The 16,540-nt window shown below is 70.8% G+C and carries 16 protein-coding genes; 15 read left to right on the forward strand and 1 reads right to left on the reverse strand.

What is annotated here, in order from left to right; genetic code table 11:
* The first annotated feature begins 154 nt into the window (after nucleotides 1-154).
* The 13 genes from ACWEF6_RS25410 to ACWEF6_RS25470 all read left to right on the forward strand — a co-directional run bounded on the left by ACWEF6_RS25410 (nucleotide 155) and on the right by ACWEF6_RS25470 (nucleotide 13,665).
* Nucleotides 155-517, forward strand: a complete 363-nt coding sequence (locus ACWEF6_RS25410) for an FtsB family cell division protein (protein WP_086845214.1) — start codon at nucleotides 155-157, stop codon at nucleotides 515-517.
* A 24-nt stretch (nucleotides 518-541) separates the two neighbouring features.
* Nucleotides 542-1,051, forward strand: coding sequence for a DUF501 domain-containing protein (locus ACWEF6_RS25415; protein ID WP_310973824.1), 510 nt, complete (start codon nucleotides 542-544; stop codon nucleotides 1,049-1,051).
* A gap of 140 nt (nucleotides 1,052-1,191) precedes the next feature.
* A complete protein-coding gene (locus ACWEF6_RS25420; protein ID WP_449685237.1) occupies nucleotides 1,192-2,358 on the forward strand; it encodes a lytic transglycosylase domain-containing protein in 1,167 nt (388 codons plus the stop codon).
* Nucleotides 2,359-2,367: 9 nt separating this feature from the next.
* Nucleotides 2,368-3,321 (forward strand): Ppx/GppA phosphatase family protein, encoded by a 954-nt coding sequence (locus ACWEF6_RS25425; protein ID WP_449685238.1) that lies wholly within the window; start codon nucleotides 2,368-2,370, stop codon nucleotides 3,319-3,321.
* Nucleotides 3,322-3,783: 462 nt separating this feature from the next.
* Nucleotides 3,784-5,409 carry a peptide ABC transporter substrate-binding protein gene (locus ACWEF6_RS25430; RefSeq protein ID WP_449685239.1) on the forward strand — a complete coding sequence of 542 codons (1,626 nt, stop codon included), beginning with the start codon at nucleotides 3,784-3,786 and terminating at the stop codon, nucleotides 5,407-5,409.
* Between the two features lie 79 nt (nucleotides 5,410-5,488).
* Nucleotides 5,489-6,418 carry an ABC transporter permease gene (locus ACWEF6_RS25435; protein ID WP_449685240.1) on the forward strand — a complete coding sequence of 310 codons (930 nt, stop codon included), beginning with the start codon at nucleotides 5,489-5,491 and terminating at the stop codon, nucleotides 6,416-6,418.
* Entirely contained in the window at nucleotides 6,411-7,364 is a 954-nt protein-coding gene (locus ACWEF6_RS25440) for an ABC transporter permease (RefSeq protein WP_449673703.1), read from the forward strand. The genes ACWEF6_RS25435 and ACWEF6_RS25440 overlap by 8 nt, the downstream gene beginning before the upstream one ends.
* Nucleotides 7,365-7,368: 4 nt before the next feature.
* The gene (locus tag ACWEF6_RS25445; protein WP_449685241.1) at nucleotides 7,369-8,364 is read left to right on the forward strand and encodes an ABC transporter ATP-binding protein; all 996 of its coding nucleotides are present in this window, start codon (nucleotides 7,369-7,371) and stop codon (nucleotides 8,362-8,364) included.
* Nucleotides 8,357-9,355: an ABC transporter ATP-binding protein gene (locus ACWEF6_RS25450; protein WP_449685242.1), complete on the forward strand. Its 999-nt coding sequence runs from the start codon at nucleotides 8,357-8,359 to the stop codon at nucleotides 9,353-9,355. The genes ACWEF6_RS25445 and ACWEF6_RS25450 overlap by 8 nt, the downstream gene beginning before the upstream one ends.
* A 74-nt stretch (nucleotides 9,356-9,429) precedes the next feature.
* The gene (locus ACWEF6_RS25455; protein ID WP_449685243.1) at nucleotides 9,430-11,157 is read left to right on the forward strand and encodes a S8 family serine peptidase; all 1,728 of its coding nucleotides are present in this window, start codon (nucleotides 9,430-9,432) and stop codon (nucleotides 11,155-11,157) included.
* An 80-nt stretch (nucleotides 11,158-11,237) separates the two neighbouring features.
* A complete protein-coding gene (locus ACWEF6_RS25460; RefSeq protein ID WP_449685244.1) occupies nucleotides 11,238-12,074 on the forward strand; it encodes a hypothetical protein in 837 nt (278 codons plus the stop codon).
* A 47-nt stretch (nucleotides 12,075-12,121) separates the two neighbouring features.
* The gene (locus ACWEF6_RS25465) at nucleotides 12,122-12,880 is read left to right on the forward strand and encodes a hypothetical protein (protein ID WP_449685245.1); all 759 of its coding nucleotides are present in this window, start codon (nucleotides 12,122-12,124) and stop codon (nucleotides 12,878-12,880) included.
* A complete protein-coding gene (locus ACWEF6_RS25470) occupies nucleotides 12,877-13,665 on the forward strand; it encodes a hypothetical protein (RefSeq protein WP_449685246.1) in 789 nt (262 codons plus the stop codon). Before ACWEF6_RS25465 ends, ACWEF6_RS25470 begins: the two co-directional genes overlap by 4 nt.
* Here the strand turns inward: ACWEF6_RS25470 and ACWEF6_RS25475 are convergent.
* Complete coding sequence (locus tag ACWEF6_RS25475; RefSeq protein ID WP_449685247.1) at nucleotides 13,643-15,136, reverse strand: S10 family peptidase; 1,494 nt, start codon at nucleotides 15,134-15,136, stop codon at nucleotides 13,643-13,645. The two genes, ACWEF6_RS25470 and ACWEF6_RS25475, sit on opposite strands and share 23 nt — an antisense overlap.
* 48 nt (nucleotides 15,137-15,184) lie before the next feature.
* Here ACWEF6_RS25475 and ACWEF6_RS25480 point away from each other — a divergent pair, with 48 nt between their 5' ends.
* Nucleotides 15,185-15,844 carry an endonuclease V gene (locus tag ACWEF6_RS25480; protein ID WP_449685248.1) on the forward strand — a complete coding sequence of 220 codons (660 nt, stop codon included), beginning with the start codon at nucleotides 15,185-15,187 and terminating at the stop codon, nucleotides 15,842-15,844.
* Entirely contained in the window at nucleotides 15,841-16,524 is a 684-nt protein-coding gene (locus tag ACWEF6_RS25485) for a uracil-DNA glycosylase (protein ID WP_449685249.1), read from the forward strand. Before ACWEF6_RS25480 ends, ACWEF6_RS25485 begins: the two co-directional genes overlap by 4 nt.
* Nucleotides 16,525-16,540: the final 16 nt, after the last annotated feature.

Here is a 16,540-nt window from a genome sequence, read left to right on the forward strand (position 1 = left end):
CGCGATCGCGGGCGAAGCCGTCGAACGCCTTTCGCGGACGGCGGACGGCACGACGGCGGCGCGCCGCCGCACCGGCGACCCGGAAACCACCAGGGCCCGGCTGCGCCGCGGCTTGGCGGCGAAGCGGGCGTCGGGTGCGGCGAAGGTGCTCGGCATGTCCACCACCCGCCGCGCGGCGGTGGTGGCGATCGTGGTGTGCGCGCTGGCGTTCACCATCGCCGTGCCCCTGCGCACGTACCTCTCCCAGCGGACCGAGGTCCGCGAACAGCAGGCCCAGCAGGCCCAGCTGCAGCAGGAGGTCGCTCAGCTCCAAGGCCGCAAGGCGGAGCTGAGCGACCCGGCGCAGATCGAGGCCGAGGCCCGCCGCCGGCTGCGGTACGTGAAGCCGGGCGAGACGCCGTACATCGTCCAGCTGCCGGAGGACAAGGCGCCGGACGCGGCCCCGCCGGCCGGGCAGCAGCAGGTCGCGGGCAGCTCCTGGTACGAGAACCTGTGGAACCAGGTCTCGGGCGGCTGAGGGGCACGCTCTAACCTGGACCGCGTGAACAGCACGCAGCAGCACCGGTTCGAGCCCGTCACCGACGCCGACCGCGAGATCATCGCGGAGCAGCTCGGACGGCCGCCGCGAGCGCTGCGCGCGATCGCCGCGCGGTGCCCGAGCGGTCACCCGTCCGTGGTGCAGACCAGCCCGCGGCTGGAGAACGGCACCCCGTTCCCGACGCTCTACTACCTCACCTGCCCGAAGCTCAACTCGATGATCGGCACCATCGAGGCGTCCGGGATCATGAAGGAGATGACCGAGCGGCTCACCACCGATCCCGAGCTCGCCGCGCAGTACCAGCGGACCCACGAGGCCTACCTCGCCGAGCGGGACGCGATCGAGCCGCTGGGGCACCAGGTCACCGCCGGGGGCATGCCGGGCCGCGTCAAGTGCCTGCACGTGCACGTCGCCCACACGCTGGCCGTCGGCCCGGGCGTGAATCCTTTCGGTGACGAGACGCTGGCCCTGCTTAAGGCCAACGGGTGGCCGATGGGGGACTGCGCCGCGTAACACTCGCGCGCTGTGAACAGATAACTGGTCTGGGTGAGCGAAAAGCTCGATTCCGACTCTCGATGGGCTGAAACCTCGCCGCGCTTGCGGCAGGCTGTGTCCCGGAAGCGGCGATCGATCCGGCCAGGAGGGTTCTGAACATGCGCGTGCGGCGGCTGCCAGACGCAGTCGGCAGCTACACGCGAAGATTCGGGATCCGCCACCGCACCGCGTACCCGCTGATCACCGGCATCCTGGCCGTGGTCCCGGCGCTGGTCGCCGGCGGGGGCACCCTCGGCTGGCTCGGCGGCACCGGTGCGCACACCCGCGACGCCGCCCTCGCCCAGGGCTACGACCCCGGCAACGCCGCCCTCCAGCAGATCGCCGTGGACGGCACCCTCCCCGGCAGCGTCAGCCCGGAGCCGCTCCCGGCGTACGAGCTCCCCGACGGCCCGCTCGGCATCCCGGCCACCGCGCTCAAGGCGTACCAGAACGCCGCCGGCATCCTCGGCCGCGAGCAGCCCGCGTGTCACATCGACTGGGCGCTGATCGCCAGCATCGGCCGGATCGAGTCGAACCACGCGCGCGGCGGGTACGTCGACGCGAACGGGACCACCCGGGAGCCGATCCTCGGCCCGCAGCTCAACGGCCAGGGCAACTTCGCCGCCATCCCGGACACCGACCAGGGCCTGCTCGACACCGACCCGGTGTGGGACCGCGCGGTCGGCCCGACCCAGTTCATCCCGGGGACCTGGAAGGGCTACGCCTCCGACGGCAACGGCGACGGCAAGTCCGACCCGAACAACATCTTCGACGCGGCCCTGGCCACCGGCCGCTACCTGTGCTCCGGCGGGTTCGACCTGGCCAAGCCGGACCAGCTGCGCGGGGCGATCTACCGGTACAACAACTCCGACACGTACGTGAACACGGTGATCCTGTGGGCGGACGCCTACCGCAACGGGATCATGCAGGTGCCGGACAGCACGGTGCCGGTCGGCGCCCCGAACGCGGCGGCGCTGCCCGCGCCGCCGCCGATCCCGCCCCCGCCGGTCCCGCCGACGACTCCTTCGGCGCCACCGCCGACCACGAGCGCGCCGCCGGCCACGTCGTCGTCCACGTGCGTGCCGCCGACGACGACGGTGACCACGACGACGGTCACCAGCGTCACGACCGAGCCGTCGCCGACCCCGACCGGCACCGGCGACCCGAGCCCGAGCCCGACGACGACGAAGACGCCCAGCCCCACCTGCGGTCAGACGGTCACCTCGGTCACCACGTCGACCACCCCGACGACCACGACCGTGGGGACGACGACACCCGCCGGTTAGGGTGATCGCATGCCTCGTGTTGCCGCGATCGACTGTGGGACCAACTCCATCCGCCTGCTCGTCGCCGAGCTGACGCCGCGCCACGACGGCACGGTCGACCTGCGCGACCTGCACCGCGAGATGCGAATCGTCCGGCTCGGCCAGGGGGTCGACGCCACCGGCGAGCTGGCCCCCGAGGCCCTCGAACGCACCCGGGCCGCGCTCGCCGACTACACGATTGCCGCGCGGCGCAAGGGCGTCGAGAAGGTCCGCATGGTCGCCACCTCGGCGACCCGCGACGCGAAGAACCGCGACGACTTCTTCCGGATGACCCGCGAGACCCTCGGCGTCGAGGCCGAGGTGATCAGCGGCGACGAAGAGGCGCGGCTGTCGTTCACCGGCGCGGTGGGCGAGCAGGACCCGGACGACGGCCCGTTCGTGGTGGTCGACGTCGGCGGCGGCTCGACGGAGCTGGTCCTCGGCACCTGGGACGGCCGGCGGGCCGAGGTGCTCGCGGCGAAGTCGGTCGACATCGGCTGCGTCCGCATCACCGAGCGCGCGCTCAAGAGCGACCCGCCGGCCGCGGAGGAGATCGCCGCCGCCCGCGACCTGGCCGGGAAGATGCTGACGGACGCGTTCGACGTCGTCGACGTCGCCCGCGCCCGCACGTGGATCGGCGTCGCGGGCACGGTGACCACGCTGTCGGCGATCGCGCTGGGGCTCCCGGAGTACGACAGCGACCGCGTCCACCTGTCCACTTTGAGCGCGGCGGACATCGACCGCCTCGCGTCCCGGTTGCTCACCGAGGACCACGCGACCCGGGCGGCCAACCCGGTGATCCACCCGGGCCGCGTCGACGTGATCGGCGGCGGCGCGGTAGTGGTCCAGACCCTCGCCGAGCAGCTCGCGGCCCGCGGCGGCCCCACCGAGCTGATCGTCAGCGAGCACGACATCCTCGACGGCATCGCCCTCTCCCTCGCCTGACCACGGGTGACCAAGCCCGGATCTCGCGTGATCAAGCCCGTAACTCGCGTGATTGGGCCCGTAACTCGCGTGTCTGGGCCCGTGACTCGCGTGATTGAGCCCGTGACTCGCGAGTTCCGGCTTCAATCACGCGAGATCCGGCGCTGATCACGCGAGTTCCGGCTTCAATCACGCGGGTGTCGAGTTCGGTCACGCGGGAGGCGTGTTCTGCGCGCGGTTTTGGCTGACCGACCGTTCGGCCGCCCCAAAGGGCTTGTGGCGCAACCGAACCGTGGGTGAGCGGGTGATGACCTGCTGTCCGCGCTGGGCCGTCCGGAGTATCCGGATTCCTACGTTGGTTGTGCTCCAACCAGGTGGTCCCGACGACCGTCACACATTTGCAACACCGCAGTCCGTGATCAGCTTCACCGGCCCCGATAGCGTGCGTCTCACCTTTCGGACACACCGGATATGGAGGGGATCATGCGTCGTTCGCGCAGGCTCTGGGGACCCACGGTGGTGATGACCTCGCTGGCGCTCGCGCTCACCGCGTGCGGCGGTGGCTCGGGCAGCTCCACCGGCGCCGGCGAGACGGACCCCGACGGCACGGTCAGCGTCTACGGCACCGAACCGCAGAACGCGCTCGTTCCGACCAACATCAACGACCTCGGCGGCACCAAGGCGCTGCAGCCGATGTTCGCCACGCTGGTCGGCTTCAAGGGGGCGGACGCCAAGCCCTTCAACCTGATGGCGGACTCGATCACCACGACCGACTCCAAGGTCTACGACATCAAGATCAAGCAGGGCTGGAAGTTCCACGACGGCACCGAGGTGAAGGCGCACAACTTCATCGACGCCTGGAACTACGGCGCCTACGGGCCGAACGGCCAGCTCAACACCGACTTCTTCGCGAACATCCAGGGGTACCAGGACGTCCACCCCGAGGACGAGAACGCCAAGCCGGCCACCGACAAGATGTCCGGGCTGGTCGCGAAGGGTGACTACGAGTTCCAGGTGACGCTCAACGCGCCCTTCTCCGTCTTCGACATCAAGGTCGGCTACCAGGCCTTCGCGCCGCTGCCCGACTCGTTCTTCAAGGACCCCAAGGCCTTCGAGCAGCACCCGATCGGCAACGGCCCGCTCAAGTTCGTCTCGCGGACGCCCAACCAGGACATCAAGCTCACCCGGTTCGACGACTACAAGGGTGAGGACAAGGTCAAGTTCAAGAACCTCGACATCAAGATCTACTCCAGCCAGGAGACCGCCTACCAGGACCTGCTGAGCGGGCGGCTCGACTTCATGGAGGCGCTGCCGCCGTCGGCCGTCGCGGGCGGGAAGTACAAGAACGACCTCGGCGACCGGCTGGTCACCGGCCACCTGCTCGGGATCAGCACCATCAACATCCCGTACTACGTGCCCGGTTACAACAACCTCGAGCTGCGCAAGGCCATCTCGATGGCGATCGACCGCGCGCAGATCACCAAGACCGTCATGAACGACACCTACGTGCCGGCCGACGGCTACATCTCGCAGGGCATCCCGGGCGCGCGGCCCGGCGTCTGCCAGTTCTGCAAGTTCGACCCGGCCGCCGCCAAGGAGGCCTTCCAGAAGTCGGGCTTCACCGGCAAGCTGACCATCGCGTCCAACGCGGACGGTGGCCGCAAGGAACCGCTGGTCGCGGCGTGCAACAGCATCAAGAACACCCTCGGCGTCGAGTGCGACTTCGTGCCCGCCACCGACTTCGGCCAGTGGCGCAGCATCGTGACCGGCCACAAGCTGACCGGCATGGGCCGCTCGGACTGGTCGGCGGACTACCCGTCCATCGAGGACTTCCTCAACCCGATCTTCAAGACCGGCGCGTCCTCGAACGACTCGACCTACTCCAACCCGCAGGTGGACGCGCTGCTCGCCCAGGCGGACGCCACCGCCGACAAGGACGCGGCGGTCAAGCTGTACCAGCAGGCCGAGGACCTGGTCGCGAAGGACCTGCCGACGATCCCGGTGTGGGACGAGAAGGGTGTCGCGGCGAAGTCGAAGAACCTCAAGGCGGCGGCCCTGGACTTCCGGCGGATGCCGGACTACCCGTCCATCGAGGTCCTGAAGAAGTAGCCGCGGCTCCCACCACCACGGCGTCGTGGGCGGGGACGACTCCCCGCCCACGACGCCCGGCGCGCACTAGGAACACTTGATGACCCGCTATGTCCTGCGACGGCTGCTCCAGCTGATCCCGGTGTTCTTCGGCACCACGTTCCTCATCTACGTCCTGGTCTGGGCGGTCCCCGGCGACCCGTTCTCCGGCAAGTGCGGCCAGGCCGCCTGCCCGGCGTCCTACGTGGCCCAGATGACCGAGAAGTTCCACCTGAACGACAACATCTTCGTCCAGTACTTCAAGTACCTCGGGAGCCTGTTCACCGGCGACTGGGGCGAAACCTTCAACGGCACGTCCGTCGGCGAGCTGATCGCCACGTCCTACCCGATCACGCTGCGCCTGGCCGTGATCGCCGTGGTCATCGAAGCGGTCATCGGGCTCACCGCCGGCGTGCTGACCGGCCTGCGCGGCAAGGGTTTCCTCGACAACCTCGTGCTGGTCTCGACCACGTTCCTGATCTCGCTGCCGGTGTTCGTCACCGCGATCGTGCTGCAGCTCGCCCTGGGCAGCAACGGCCTCGGCTGGATCGAAGCGAGCGTGTCGGACAACCCGAGCGTCGGCGAGCTCATCGTGCCCGGCATCGCGCTCGGCAGCCTGTCCATGGCCTACGTGGCCCGGCTGGCGAGAACGAGCATCGCCGAGAACCGCCGCGCCGACTACGTCCGGACGGCGATCGCCAAGGGCCAGCCGCAGAGCCGGGTCGTGCTCGTCCACCTGCTGCGCAACTCGGTGATCCCGGTGCTGACGTTCCTCGGCACCGACCTCGGCGCCCTGATGGGCGGCGCGATCGTCACCGAAGGCGTGTTCAACATCAACGGCCTCGGCGGGCTCATCTTCCGCGGCATCCAGAACCGGGAGAGCGCCACCGTCGTCGGCGTGGTCGTCCTGCTGGTACTGGTGTACCTGCTGATGAGCCTGGTCGTCGACCTGCTGTACGCCGTTCTCGACCCGAGGATCCGCTATGACTGACCCGAACCTGGTGGGCGGCGGCGGGGCCGACGCGGCCGAACTGTCCCGTGTGGACGATTCCGCCGCCGGCCCGCAGAAACCCCGCAGCCTGTGGAGCGACGCTTGGCGGCAGCTGCGGCGCAAGCCGGCGGTGCTCGCCTCGGCGGTGATCATCCTGTTCATCGTGCTGATCGCGATCGCGCCCGGCCTGTTCAGCTCGCGGGACGCGGGCTTCAGCGACCTCGCGCACGCGAACGAGGGCCCGTCCGCGGACGCCTGGTTCGGCTACGACAACCAGGGCCAGGACGTCTACGCCCGCACCATCTACGGCACCCGCGCGTCGGTGCTGGTCGGGCTGTTCTCCACGCTGGTGACCGTGCTCCTCGGCTCGGTGATCGGCATCATCGCCGGCTACTACGGCCGGCTCGTCGACAGCCTGCTCTCGCGGTTCGGCGACATCTTCGCCGGGCTGCCGTTCGTGCTCGGCGCGATCGTCATCCTGACGACGTTCAACGCGCCCGGCTCGAACCCCGGCGCGGTCACCATCATCGTCCAGGTGGTCTGCTCGATCGCGGTGTTGAGCTGGCCGGTGGGGATGCGGATCATGCGCTCGGCGACGCTGGTGGCCAAGCAGCTCGACTACGTCAAGGCCGCGCGCGGGCTCGGCGCGAGCACCCCGCGGATCATCTTCCGGCACCTGCTGCCGAACACGATCGCGCCGGTGCTGGTGTACGCCACCATCGCCCTCGGCGCGTTCATCGGCGCCGAAGCGACGCTGGCCTACCTCGGCATCGGCGTGCGCGCCCCGGTGATCTCGTGGGGCGTGCTGATCGCCGATTCGCGGGACTACTTCCGGAACGACCCGCACATGCTGCTGTTCCCCGGCGCCTTCGTCACCCTGACCGTGCTGGCCTTCGTGATGCTGGGCGACGGCATCCGCGACGCGCTCGATCCGAAGTCGAGGTAAGTCCTTGTCCGACAACGAACTCCTGCTCGAAGTCGAAGACCTGCACGTCGAGTTCCGGACCGCCGACGGCGTGGCCAACGTGCTCAACGGCGTGAGCTACTCGGTGCACGCGGGCGAAACGCTGGCCGTCCTCGGCGAATCCGGCTCCGGGAAGAGCGTCACCGCCCAGACGGTGATGGGCATCCTCGACATGCCGCCCGGCGTGATCACCAAGGGCGCGGTGCGGTGGCGCGGCGAGGACCTGCTGACCGCGTCCGAGGACCGCCGCCGCGAGGTGCGCGGCAGCGAGATCGCGATGATCTTCCAGGACGCGCTGTCCGCGCTCAACCCGGTGTTCACCGTGGGCTTCCAGATCGAGGAGCAGCTGCGCGTCCGGCTCGGGATGTCCAAGAAGGACGCCCGGAAGCGGGCGATCGAACTGCTCGACACCGTCCGCATCCCGGCCGCCGAACGCCGGATCAAGGACTACCCGCACCAGTTCTCCGGCGGCATGCGCCAGCGCGCGATGATCGCGATGTCGCTGGCGCTGGACCCGGACCTGCTCATCGCCGACGAGCCGACCACCGCCCTTGATGTCACCGTGCAGGCCCAGATCATGGACCTGCTGGAGGAGATCCAGGCCGAGCGCAAGATGGGCCTCGTCCTGATCACCCACGACCTCGGGGTGGTGGCCGAGGTCGCGGACCGGATCGCGGTGATGTACGCGGGCCGGATCGTCGAGCAGGCCGACGCCGTCGAGCTGTTCCGCGCCCCGGCCCACCCCTACACCGCCGCGCTGATGGACTCCCTGCCCCGGCTCGACCTCAAAGGACAGACCCTGGAAACCATCAAGGGCCTGCCGCCCAGCCTGCTGGACATCCCGCCCGGCTGCCCGTTCCACCCGCGGTGCAAACGGGCCGAAGCGAAGTGTTCGGAAGAGGTCCCGCCGCAGCACGCGATCGGCTTCGGCCGCACGAGCGCGTGCCACTTCGCCGAAGAGGTGGTGAGCTCCCGTGCCTGACCCCATCCTCTCGGTCACCGACCTGAAGAAGTACTTCCCGGTCCGCACCGGGATCCTGTTCAAGCGCACGATCGGCCAGGTCAAGGCGGTCGACGGCGTCTCGTTCGACCTGATGCCGGGCGAGACGCTCGGCGTCGTCGGCGAGTCCGGCTGCGGGAAGTCGACGCTCGCCCAGGTGCTGATGCGCCTGGAGGAGCCGACCGGCGGCACCGCGAAGTTCGAGGGCCGTGACATCTTCGCCATGCGCGGCGCCGAGCTGCGGAAACTGCGCCGCGAGATCCAGATCGTGCTGCAGGACCCGTACACCTCGCTCAACCCGCGGATGACGGTCGGCGACATCGTCGGCGAGCCGTTCGAGATCCACTCCGAGGTCGCGCCCAAGGGCTCGCGGGCGGGCAAGGTGCGGGAACTGCTCGAAGTGGTCGGGCTCAACCCCGAGCACCTCAACCGCTACCCGCACCAGTTCTCCGGCGGCCAGCGCCAGCGCATCGGCATCGCGCGGGCGCTCGCGCTGCGGCCCAAGGTGATCATCTGCGACGAGCCGGTGTCCGCCTTGGACGTCTCGATCCAGGCGCAGGTGATGAACCTGCTCGGTGACCTGCAGGGCGAGTTCGGCCTGTCCTACGTCTTCATCGCGCACGACCTTTCCGTGGTGCGGCACCTGTCGAACCGGGTCGCGGTGATGTACCTCGGCAAGGTCGTCGAGCTCGGCACCGACGAGGAGATCTACGAACGACCGTCCCACCCGTACACCCAGGCGCTGCTGTCCGCGGTGCCGGTGGCCGACCCGGCCGTGCGCGGCCGCCGCCAGGTGATCCGGCTGACCGGCGACGTGCCGAGCCCGCTGGATCCCCCGTCCGGGTGCCGGTTCCGCACGCGCTGCTGGAAGGCCGAGGACCGGTGCGCGACGGAGGTGCCGGAACTGGTGCCCAGGACCGACGGGCACTTGTCAGCTTGTCACTTCGCCGAGCAGAAGTCGGTTGTTCCGTAACAGACGTTTGGCCGTTGTACGCGCATTGTCCGATCTATACGGTGCAGGAACCGCTTTCCGCGAGGAGGAGAAACGTGAAGAGACCCAGGCTTCTGGCCGCGGTGCTGGCCGTGCCGCTGTTCGGCGCGGTGTCCGCCGTCGCGGTCCCGGCCGCGTCGGCGCAGCCCGCGCTGTCCGGCCCGGCGACCGAGTTCACCGTGCTCGCCAAGGACGTCCAGAGCATCGGCAGCGCCCAGCAGGCGATCAAGGCCGCGGGCGGCACGGTCCTGGAGACCAACACCGCGGTCGGCCTGATCAGGGCCAGCGCGCCGGCCACCGGCTTCACCGAGCGCGTGGCCACGAACCGCGCGGTGTTCGGTGCCGCCAAGGCCCAGTCCATCGGTTCGGTGCCGCGGACGGGCAAGAAGACCAAGGGCGACGCCGGCGTCGAGAAGGAAGGCCGCGGCGGCGCCGCTTCGAAGAAGGCCGCCGCGAACAAGGCCGTCGGGATGGACCCGCTGGACGACCAGCTCTGGGGCCTCAAGTCCGTCCGCTCGGACCTCTCGCGCACCAAGCAGGCCGGCAGCAAGCAGGTCAAGGTCGGCGTCATCGACACCGGCATCGACGGCACGCACCCGGACATCGCGCCGAACTTCGACCTGGCCGACTCGCGGAACTTCACCCGCGACATCCCGACCGATGTCAACGGCGCCGAGGTGGACGGACCGTGTGAATTCCGCGGCTGCGTCGACCCGGCCAACCACGACGACGGCGGCCACGGCACGCACGTCGCCGGCACCATCGCCGCCGCGGCCAACGGCTTCGGCGTCTCCGGTGTCGCACCGAACGTGACGCTGGTGAACATCCGCGCCGGCCAGGACTCGGGTTACTTCTTCCTGCAGCCGACCGTCGACGCGATCACCTACGCCGGTGACGCAGGCATCGACGTCGTCAACATGTCCTTCTACACGGACCCGTGGCTGTACAACTGCACGGCGAACCCGGCGGACTCGCCCGCCGAGCAGGCCGAGCAGCGCACGATCATCGAGGCGACCCAGCGCGCGCTGAACTACGCGCACCGCAAGGGCGTCACGATGCTGGTCGCGCTGGGCAACCAGCACACCGACCTGGGTGCGCCGCAGCCGGACACCACGAGCCCGGACTACCCGGCCAACAGCACCCACCCGCGCACGGTGGACAACTCGACCTGCCTCAACCTGCCGGTCGAGGGCAACCACACGATCGGCGTGAGCGCGTTCGGGCCGTCGCAGAAGAAGGCGGACTACTCGAACTACGGGCTCGAGCAGATCTCGGTCTCGGCTCCGGGCGGCTTCTTCCGCGACTACTTCGGCTCCCCGTGGTACCGGACGCTCGAGAACGAGATCCTTTCGACGTACCCGAAGAACGTGGGGATCGCCGAGGGCAACATCGACGCGGACGGCAACATCACGCCGGACGGCGTCACCGCGGGTGTCCAGAAGGCGACGGCGGCCGACGGCCGGGTCGGCTACTACCAGTGGCTGCAGGGCACGTCGATGGCCACCCCGCACGCCACCGGCGTCGCAGCGCTGATCATCTCGCAGTACGGCAAGAAGTCCCACGGCGAGTTCGGCATGGACCCGGACAAGGTCCAGCGCGTCCTCGAGGGCACGGCGGCGAAGATCGCCTGCCCGGTCCCGCGCACGGTGGACTACCTGAAGGAGGGCCGCACGCCCGACTTCACCGCCACGTGTGAAGGAGACCCGTCGTTCAACGGCTTCTACGGCCACGGCGCGGTCGACGCCTACGCGGCGGTGACGCGCGGCTCGCAGTACCTGAAGTAGGGAATACCGGACGAATCCGCCCCGGGAAGGCAACCTTCCCGGGGCGGTTCGCGTGTACGACGGGACCGGGGGGAGTTCCGTTGATCGTTCGTGAACCGGCGCTGCCGGTGGACCCGAGGCTGCCGGGTGAGCCGACGGTGCTCGAGGTGGACTGGGCGCGGCTGTGGCTGGGCAAGCGCGGGGTACGGGTGTGGCTGCCGACCCGGCTGCTCGCGCTGCGCCTGGGCGGGCGTGCGATCGGTGCCCGGGGAACCCCCACGTACGCGATCGTCTTCGCGGTGCTGTGGCCGTTGGGCGTGCTGTTCTTCCACGAGGTGGACCTGCCGGGAAGGGCCGCCGGCATGGCCCTGCTCTTCGCCGCGTTCCAGATGGTCCGCTGGCGCCGCACGCAGAGCCGCGAACAGCTCGCGGAGCGCTTGACAGGTGGTGGCGCCCCGCTCCCGCTCCGCGTGGCGGCGAAGCAGATCGGCTGGTGGTACCTGAGTTCGACGGCCGTCACGTTCGTCGGCGGGGCGGCGCTGTGCGCCGCGTCGTTCCTGACCCGGCCGCAGTTCACCTGGAAGCACTGGTACTCGCCGGCCGCCGAAATCGGCGCGCACACGCTCGCGCTGGCGGCCGGCGCCGCCGCGACCGTGCTGGTGCTCGGCCGGGCGCTCCGCGCACCGGTGCTCGCGGAGGACGAGGCGTCGCGGGCGGTCGACCAGGTGCTGCGCGCCGAGGACGTCTACCGGTTCGCTCCGTGCGCCGTCTACGCCGTGCTGGCGCTGCCGGTCTTCGTCGTCGACTGGGCGATCCCCGGCTGGCTGGGGTGGTCCGCGCTGGCGTACCTGGTCACCGCCGTCGTCCTGCACCTGCTGGGGTGGGCGGTGATCCGCCACCGGTACCGCCGGCTGCCGCCCGGCTTCTACGGCCGCTAAACCATTCCGGCGCTCCGGGCGTGTACGGCGGGACAGGGGGAGGTTCGATGGTGGCGGTGACAGCGTGGACGACGCTCGCCGAAAGACAGGGGGCGCGGGCGTGGCTGGCCCGGCACGGCGTGCCGGTGGGCGAGCCGACGCCGCTGCTCGCGGTCCGCGTCGGGGCCCGGGAGCTGGCCACCCGGTCCTATCAGGCCTTCTGGGTCCTTTCTCCGGTGGCCAACGTGGTCGCCTTGTTCCCGCCGGTCCCGGTGCTCGCGCGGTACCTGGTGGTCGCCGTGGTCTGCACCGCCTATCCGCTGCTGATGTGGCGCCGGGTGCGGCGGGCCGACCGCGCCGCCGCCCGGCTGGTTCCCCCCGGCGTCCGGCTGCCATTCCGGGAGGCGGCCGGGCAGGTGGGCCGCTGGTACCTCGCCGCGATGGGGGTGACGTTCGGCGGCGGCGCGGTCCTGTGCGCGGTGATCGCTGCCCACCCGGCGGGCTGGGCGGCGGCCCTGGTGCTCGGCGGCGCGTGCTCGGCGCTGGTCCTCGAGCGGGCGCTGCGTGCCCCGGTGCTCGCCGAGGACACGGCATCGGCGGCCGTCGACGCGGCCTTGCGGGCCTACGACACCCGGGCGTTCATGGTGCCGTTCCTGTTCACGTTCCTGCCCTGGATCGACCTGTCCGCGGACTGGCCGTGGCCCCCGGCCCGGATCGTCCCGGTGGTGGCGTACTTCGTCCTGGCCGTGGCGGTCTACGCCCGTGCCGCGGTCGAGTTCCGGAACCGCAGGCTGCCGCCGGGCCACTACGGGACGGTGACCGCGTGACGGCGACGGTGGTGACGGAGGCGGAGCGGGTGGCCGCCGGACGCTGGCTGGTCAAGCACCGCGTCGACGTGCCGACGATGACCGACCTGCTGGCCCTGCGGCTGGGCTTCCGCGCCGGCGCCCGCCCGCCCGGCACGTGGCGGTGGGTCTGCCTGGCGGTCCTGGCGTACGTGGCCGCCACGATCGGGTTCCTGAGCCTGACCTTCCTGCCCGGGGTCCGCGGCGCGGAGCTGGCGGACGGCTCGTTCCTCTACTTCCTCCTGGTGATCCAGCACCTCGGCTACTGGCTGCCCGCGCGGGTCCGCGACCGCCAGGCGCTGGCCCGCTTCGGCACGCTCGGCGGCCCGCCGCGCACCGAGCTGACCGGCTGGTTCCTCGTCGTCCCGTTGATCACCTTCGGCGGCGGGGCCGCGCTCGCCGTGACGATCTTCGCCACGACGCCGTTCCGCACCTACGCGGCCGGCTGGCTCCTGCTGCTGGCCCTGGGGGCGGCGGTCACCACCGCGATCGTCACCGACGTCCTCCGGCGTCCGGTCATCGCGGAGGACGAGACCTCCCGGGCGGTGGACACCGCCGTGCGGCTGCACGACCTGCTCATGGCGATGCCCGGGATCTACGCCCTGCCGCTGCTGCTCGAACCGCTGACCGGCGACCACGCGCAGCCGCCGCAGTGGCGCCCGTGGCTCGTCGGCTACGCCCTGCTCGCGATGGCGGCGCAGGTCGTCGTGGGTGTCGTGCAGTGGCGGCGGCTGCGGGCCGTGCTCAGCGGTTCGACGCCTTCTTGACGAACTTCGCCAGGTCCTTCGACTGCTGCACCCGCGACGGCTCGTGGATGTACATCATGTGGCCGGCCGGGTAGTACGCCGTGTCGATGTTGTCCCGCAGCTCCTCCGGGATCTGCAGGTGGGCCAGCACGTGCTCAGCCGCGTAGTACGCCGTCGCGCCGTCGTAGTGCCCGAACGCCACGTGGACCTTCAGGTGCGGGTTCGCGCGCATCGCCGAGCTCAGCGAGTCGACCACCGACACCGAACGGCCCTCGAAGTCCGCGTACGACCACGCCTTGAACGTGTCCTCGCTGATGAGCTCGTACGGCAGGTCGTTGGCGTACCCGAGCTCCGCCCGCACGTAGTGGTTGAACGCGGCCGCGTACGCGCCGACCACCCGGGAGATCGACGGGTCGTCGCTCGAGTGCTCGCGGCCGCCGTCCGGCTCCCACGTCGTGAAGCGGCCGTCCATCCGGCCGACCACCAGGCCGCGGTCGCGCAGCAGCTCCGTGAAGAACCGGACGTGCTCGATCCGCAGGTTCACCCGGTCCACATAGGACTCGGTGAGGCCGGTCAGCGACGCCAGCGTGGCCACCGCCTCGGTCCGGTCCTGAGTGGACAGCCGGGCGCCGCGGGACAGCGCCCACGGCAAGTCCTTCGCCGCGAAGTCCTCGGCGTCGGCGAGCACGTCGTCGAGCGGGCGCTCGCCGTGCAGGCCGTGGTAGTGCGCGATCGCCGCGTACGTCGGCACGTACAGCGAGTACGGCAGGTCGTTGCCCTCCGTGAAACGCAGCGTGCCGAGGTCGAGCACCGACGAGATGAGCAGCAGGCCGTTCAGGTACAGCCCGTGCCGGTCCTGCAGGTGCGCGGCCAGCCCGGCGGCGCGCAGCGTGCCGTACGACTCGCCGGCCAGGAACTTCGGCGACAGCCAGCGCTCGTGGCGCGAGACCCACAGCCGGATGATCTCGCCGACCGACTCGATGTCGCCCTTGAAGCCGTGGAAGTCCTTCGTCTCGCCGCCGTCCGAGGCGCGCGAGTAGCCGGTGGACACCGGGTCGATGAAGACGAGATCGCTGTGCACCAGCAGCGTCTCGGGGTTGTCGGCCAGCCCGTACGGCGGCGGTACGAGGTCGTCGACGTCGCCCGAGAGCACCCGCCGCGGCCCCAGCAGGCCCATGTGCAGCCAGATGCTCGACGAGCCGGGCCCGCCGTTGAAGGCGAAGGTCACCGGCCGCGAGCCCGGGTCGGCGTCGTCGAGGGTGTAGGAGGTGATGAACACCTCGGCCTTCGCCTTGAAGCCCTCGGACTTGCCGTCCTTGACGATCTCCTTACGGAGCACGACCCGGCCCGCCTTCGCCGTGTACGCGAGCTTCTTCCGCTTCACCGTCAGCGTGTGCTGGGTGGTGACGATGTCATCGGTCGGCTCGGCCGCGACCTCGGTCGCTTCCGCGGCCTTCGGCTCGGTGGCCTCTTCGGGGGTGCTGTCCGCCATGGCCCCAACTTAGTCGGCGCGAACGGCGGCCTGTGGCAGGGTGACCTGGTGCACACCGAGGACTGGCCGTCGACGGCCGAGGAAGCGCTCGCCGTGCAGGAGCGGCTCCGCGGCCGGGTCGACCTCGCCGACGACTGCCCCGAGCGGCCGCCGACGGTGACCGGCCTCGACGTCGCCTACGACGGCGCCGGCGGCATCGCCGCGGCGGTCGTCACCCTCGAGACCGCCGGGCTGACCGTGGTCGAGGAGCGGACGCACCGCGCGAAGGCCGTCTTCCCGTACGAGCCGGGCTTGTTCGCCTTCCGCGAGCTGCCGCCGCTGCTGGCCGCGCTCGAGCGGCTGGACCACGAGCCCGACGTCCTCGTCTGCGACGGTCACGGCCTCGCGCACCCGCGGCGCTTCGGCCTGGCCTGCCACCTCGGGGTGCTGACCGGGCGGCCGGCGTTCGGCGTCGCCAAGACGCGCTTCGTCGGCACGCACGCCGAGCCCGCGCCCGCCCGCGGATCGTCGGCGCCCCTGGTGGACGCCGGTGAGGAGGTCGGCGCGGTGCTGCGGACCCGCGACGGCGTCAAACCGGTGTACGTCTCGGCCGGGCACCGGATCGACCTCGCCCACGCCTGCCGGCTGACGCTGGCCCTGACCCCTCGGTACCGCCTGCCCGAGACCACGCGGCACGCCGACCGGCTGTCCCGGGCGGCGCTGCGATGAGGTCCCTGCCCGAGCTGGACGCGGCGGTGGCCGGCTGCCGCGCCTGCCCACGGCTGGTGGCCTGGCGCGAGGGGGTCGCGGGCACCAAGGCGGCGTTCCGCGGCGAGGACTACTGGGCGCGCCCGGTACCGGGCTTCGGACCGCCGGACGCGTCGCTCGCGGTCGTCGGCCTGGCGCCCTCCGCGCACGGCGCCAACCGCACCGGCCGGATGTTCACCGGCGACCCATCGGGTGATTTCCTCTTCCGCGTCCTGCACGAGGTCGGGCTCGCCTCCCAGCCGACGTCGACGGCGATCGGCGACGGCCTGGAGCTGTACGGCACCCGGCTCGTTTCGCCCGTGCGGTGCGCGCCGCCGGAGAACAAGCCGACGCCGGCCGAGCGGGACACCTGCCGCCCGTGGCTGGCCGAGGAACTGGCACTGTTACGTCCGACACTGCGGGCGATCGTGGTGCTGGGGGCGTTCGGCTGGCAGGCGTTACTGCCCGTGCTGGACGCGGCCGGCTGGGCGGTGCCGCAGCCGCGTCCGGCGTTCGCGCACGGGGCCGTTCTGAAACTGGACGACCTGCGGGTTTTCGGCTGTTATCACGTCTCGCCGCGCAATGTCCAGACACATCGCGTGACCCACGCCATGGTGGCCGACGTCTTCCGCGCCGCGACCTCGGTGACAGGGCCGAACTGAATCGTTACGGAAACCG

Source organism: Amycolatopsis sp. NPDC004772 (genome assembly GCF_053601215.1).

What these genes read in the sequence shown, in the direction of transcription:
- ACWEF6_RS25410 (WP_086845214.1), top strand. Translation starts at nt 155, where the DNA reads ATGTCCACCACCCGCCGCGCGGCGGTGGTGGCGATCGTGGTGTGCGCG.
- ACWEF6_RS25420 (WP_449685237.1), top strand. Translation starts at nt 1,192, where the DNA reads ATGCGCGTGCGGCGGCTGCCAGACGCAGTCGGCAGCTACACGCGAAGA.
- ACWEF6_RS25425 (WP_449685238.1), top strand. Translation starts at nt 2,368, where the DNA reads ATGCCTCGTGTTGCCGCGATCGACTGTGGGACCAACTCCATCCGCCTG.
- ACWEF6_RS25430 (WP_449685239.1), top strand. Translation starts at nt 3,784, where the DNA reads ATGCGTCGTTCGCGCAGGCTCTGGGGACCCACGGTGGTGATGACCTCG.
- ACWEF6_RS25435 (WP_449685240.1), top strand. Translation starts at nt 5,489, where the DNA reads ATGACCCGCTATGTCCTGCGACGGCTGCTCCAGCTGATCCCGGTGTTC.
- ACWEF6_RS25440 (WP_449673703.1), top strand. Translation starts at nt 6,411, where the DNA reads ATGACTGACCCGAACCTGGTGGGCGGCGGCGGGGCCGACGCGGCCGAA.
- ACWEF6_RS25465 (WP_449685245.1), top strand. Translation starts at nt 12,122, where the DNA reads ATGGTGGCGGTGACAGCGTGGACGACGCTCGCCGAAAGACAGGGGGCG.
- ACWEF6_RS25475 (WP_449685247.1), bottom strand. Translation starts at nt 15,136, where the DNA reads ATGGCGGACAGCACCCCCGAAGAGGCCACCGAGCCGAAGGCCGCGGAA.
- ACWEF6_RS25485 (WP_449685249.1), top strand. Translation starts at nt 15,841, where the DNA reads ATGAGGTCCCTGCCCGAGCTGGACGCGGCGGTGGCCGGCTGCCGCGCC.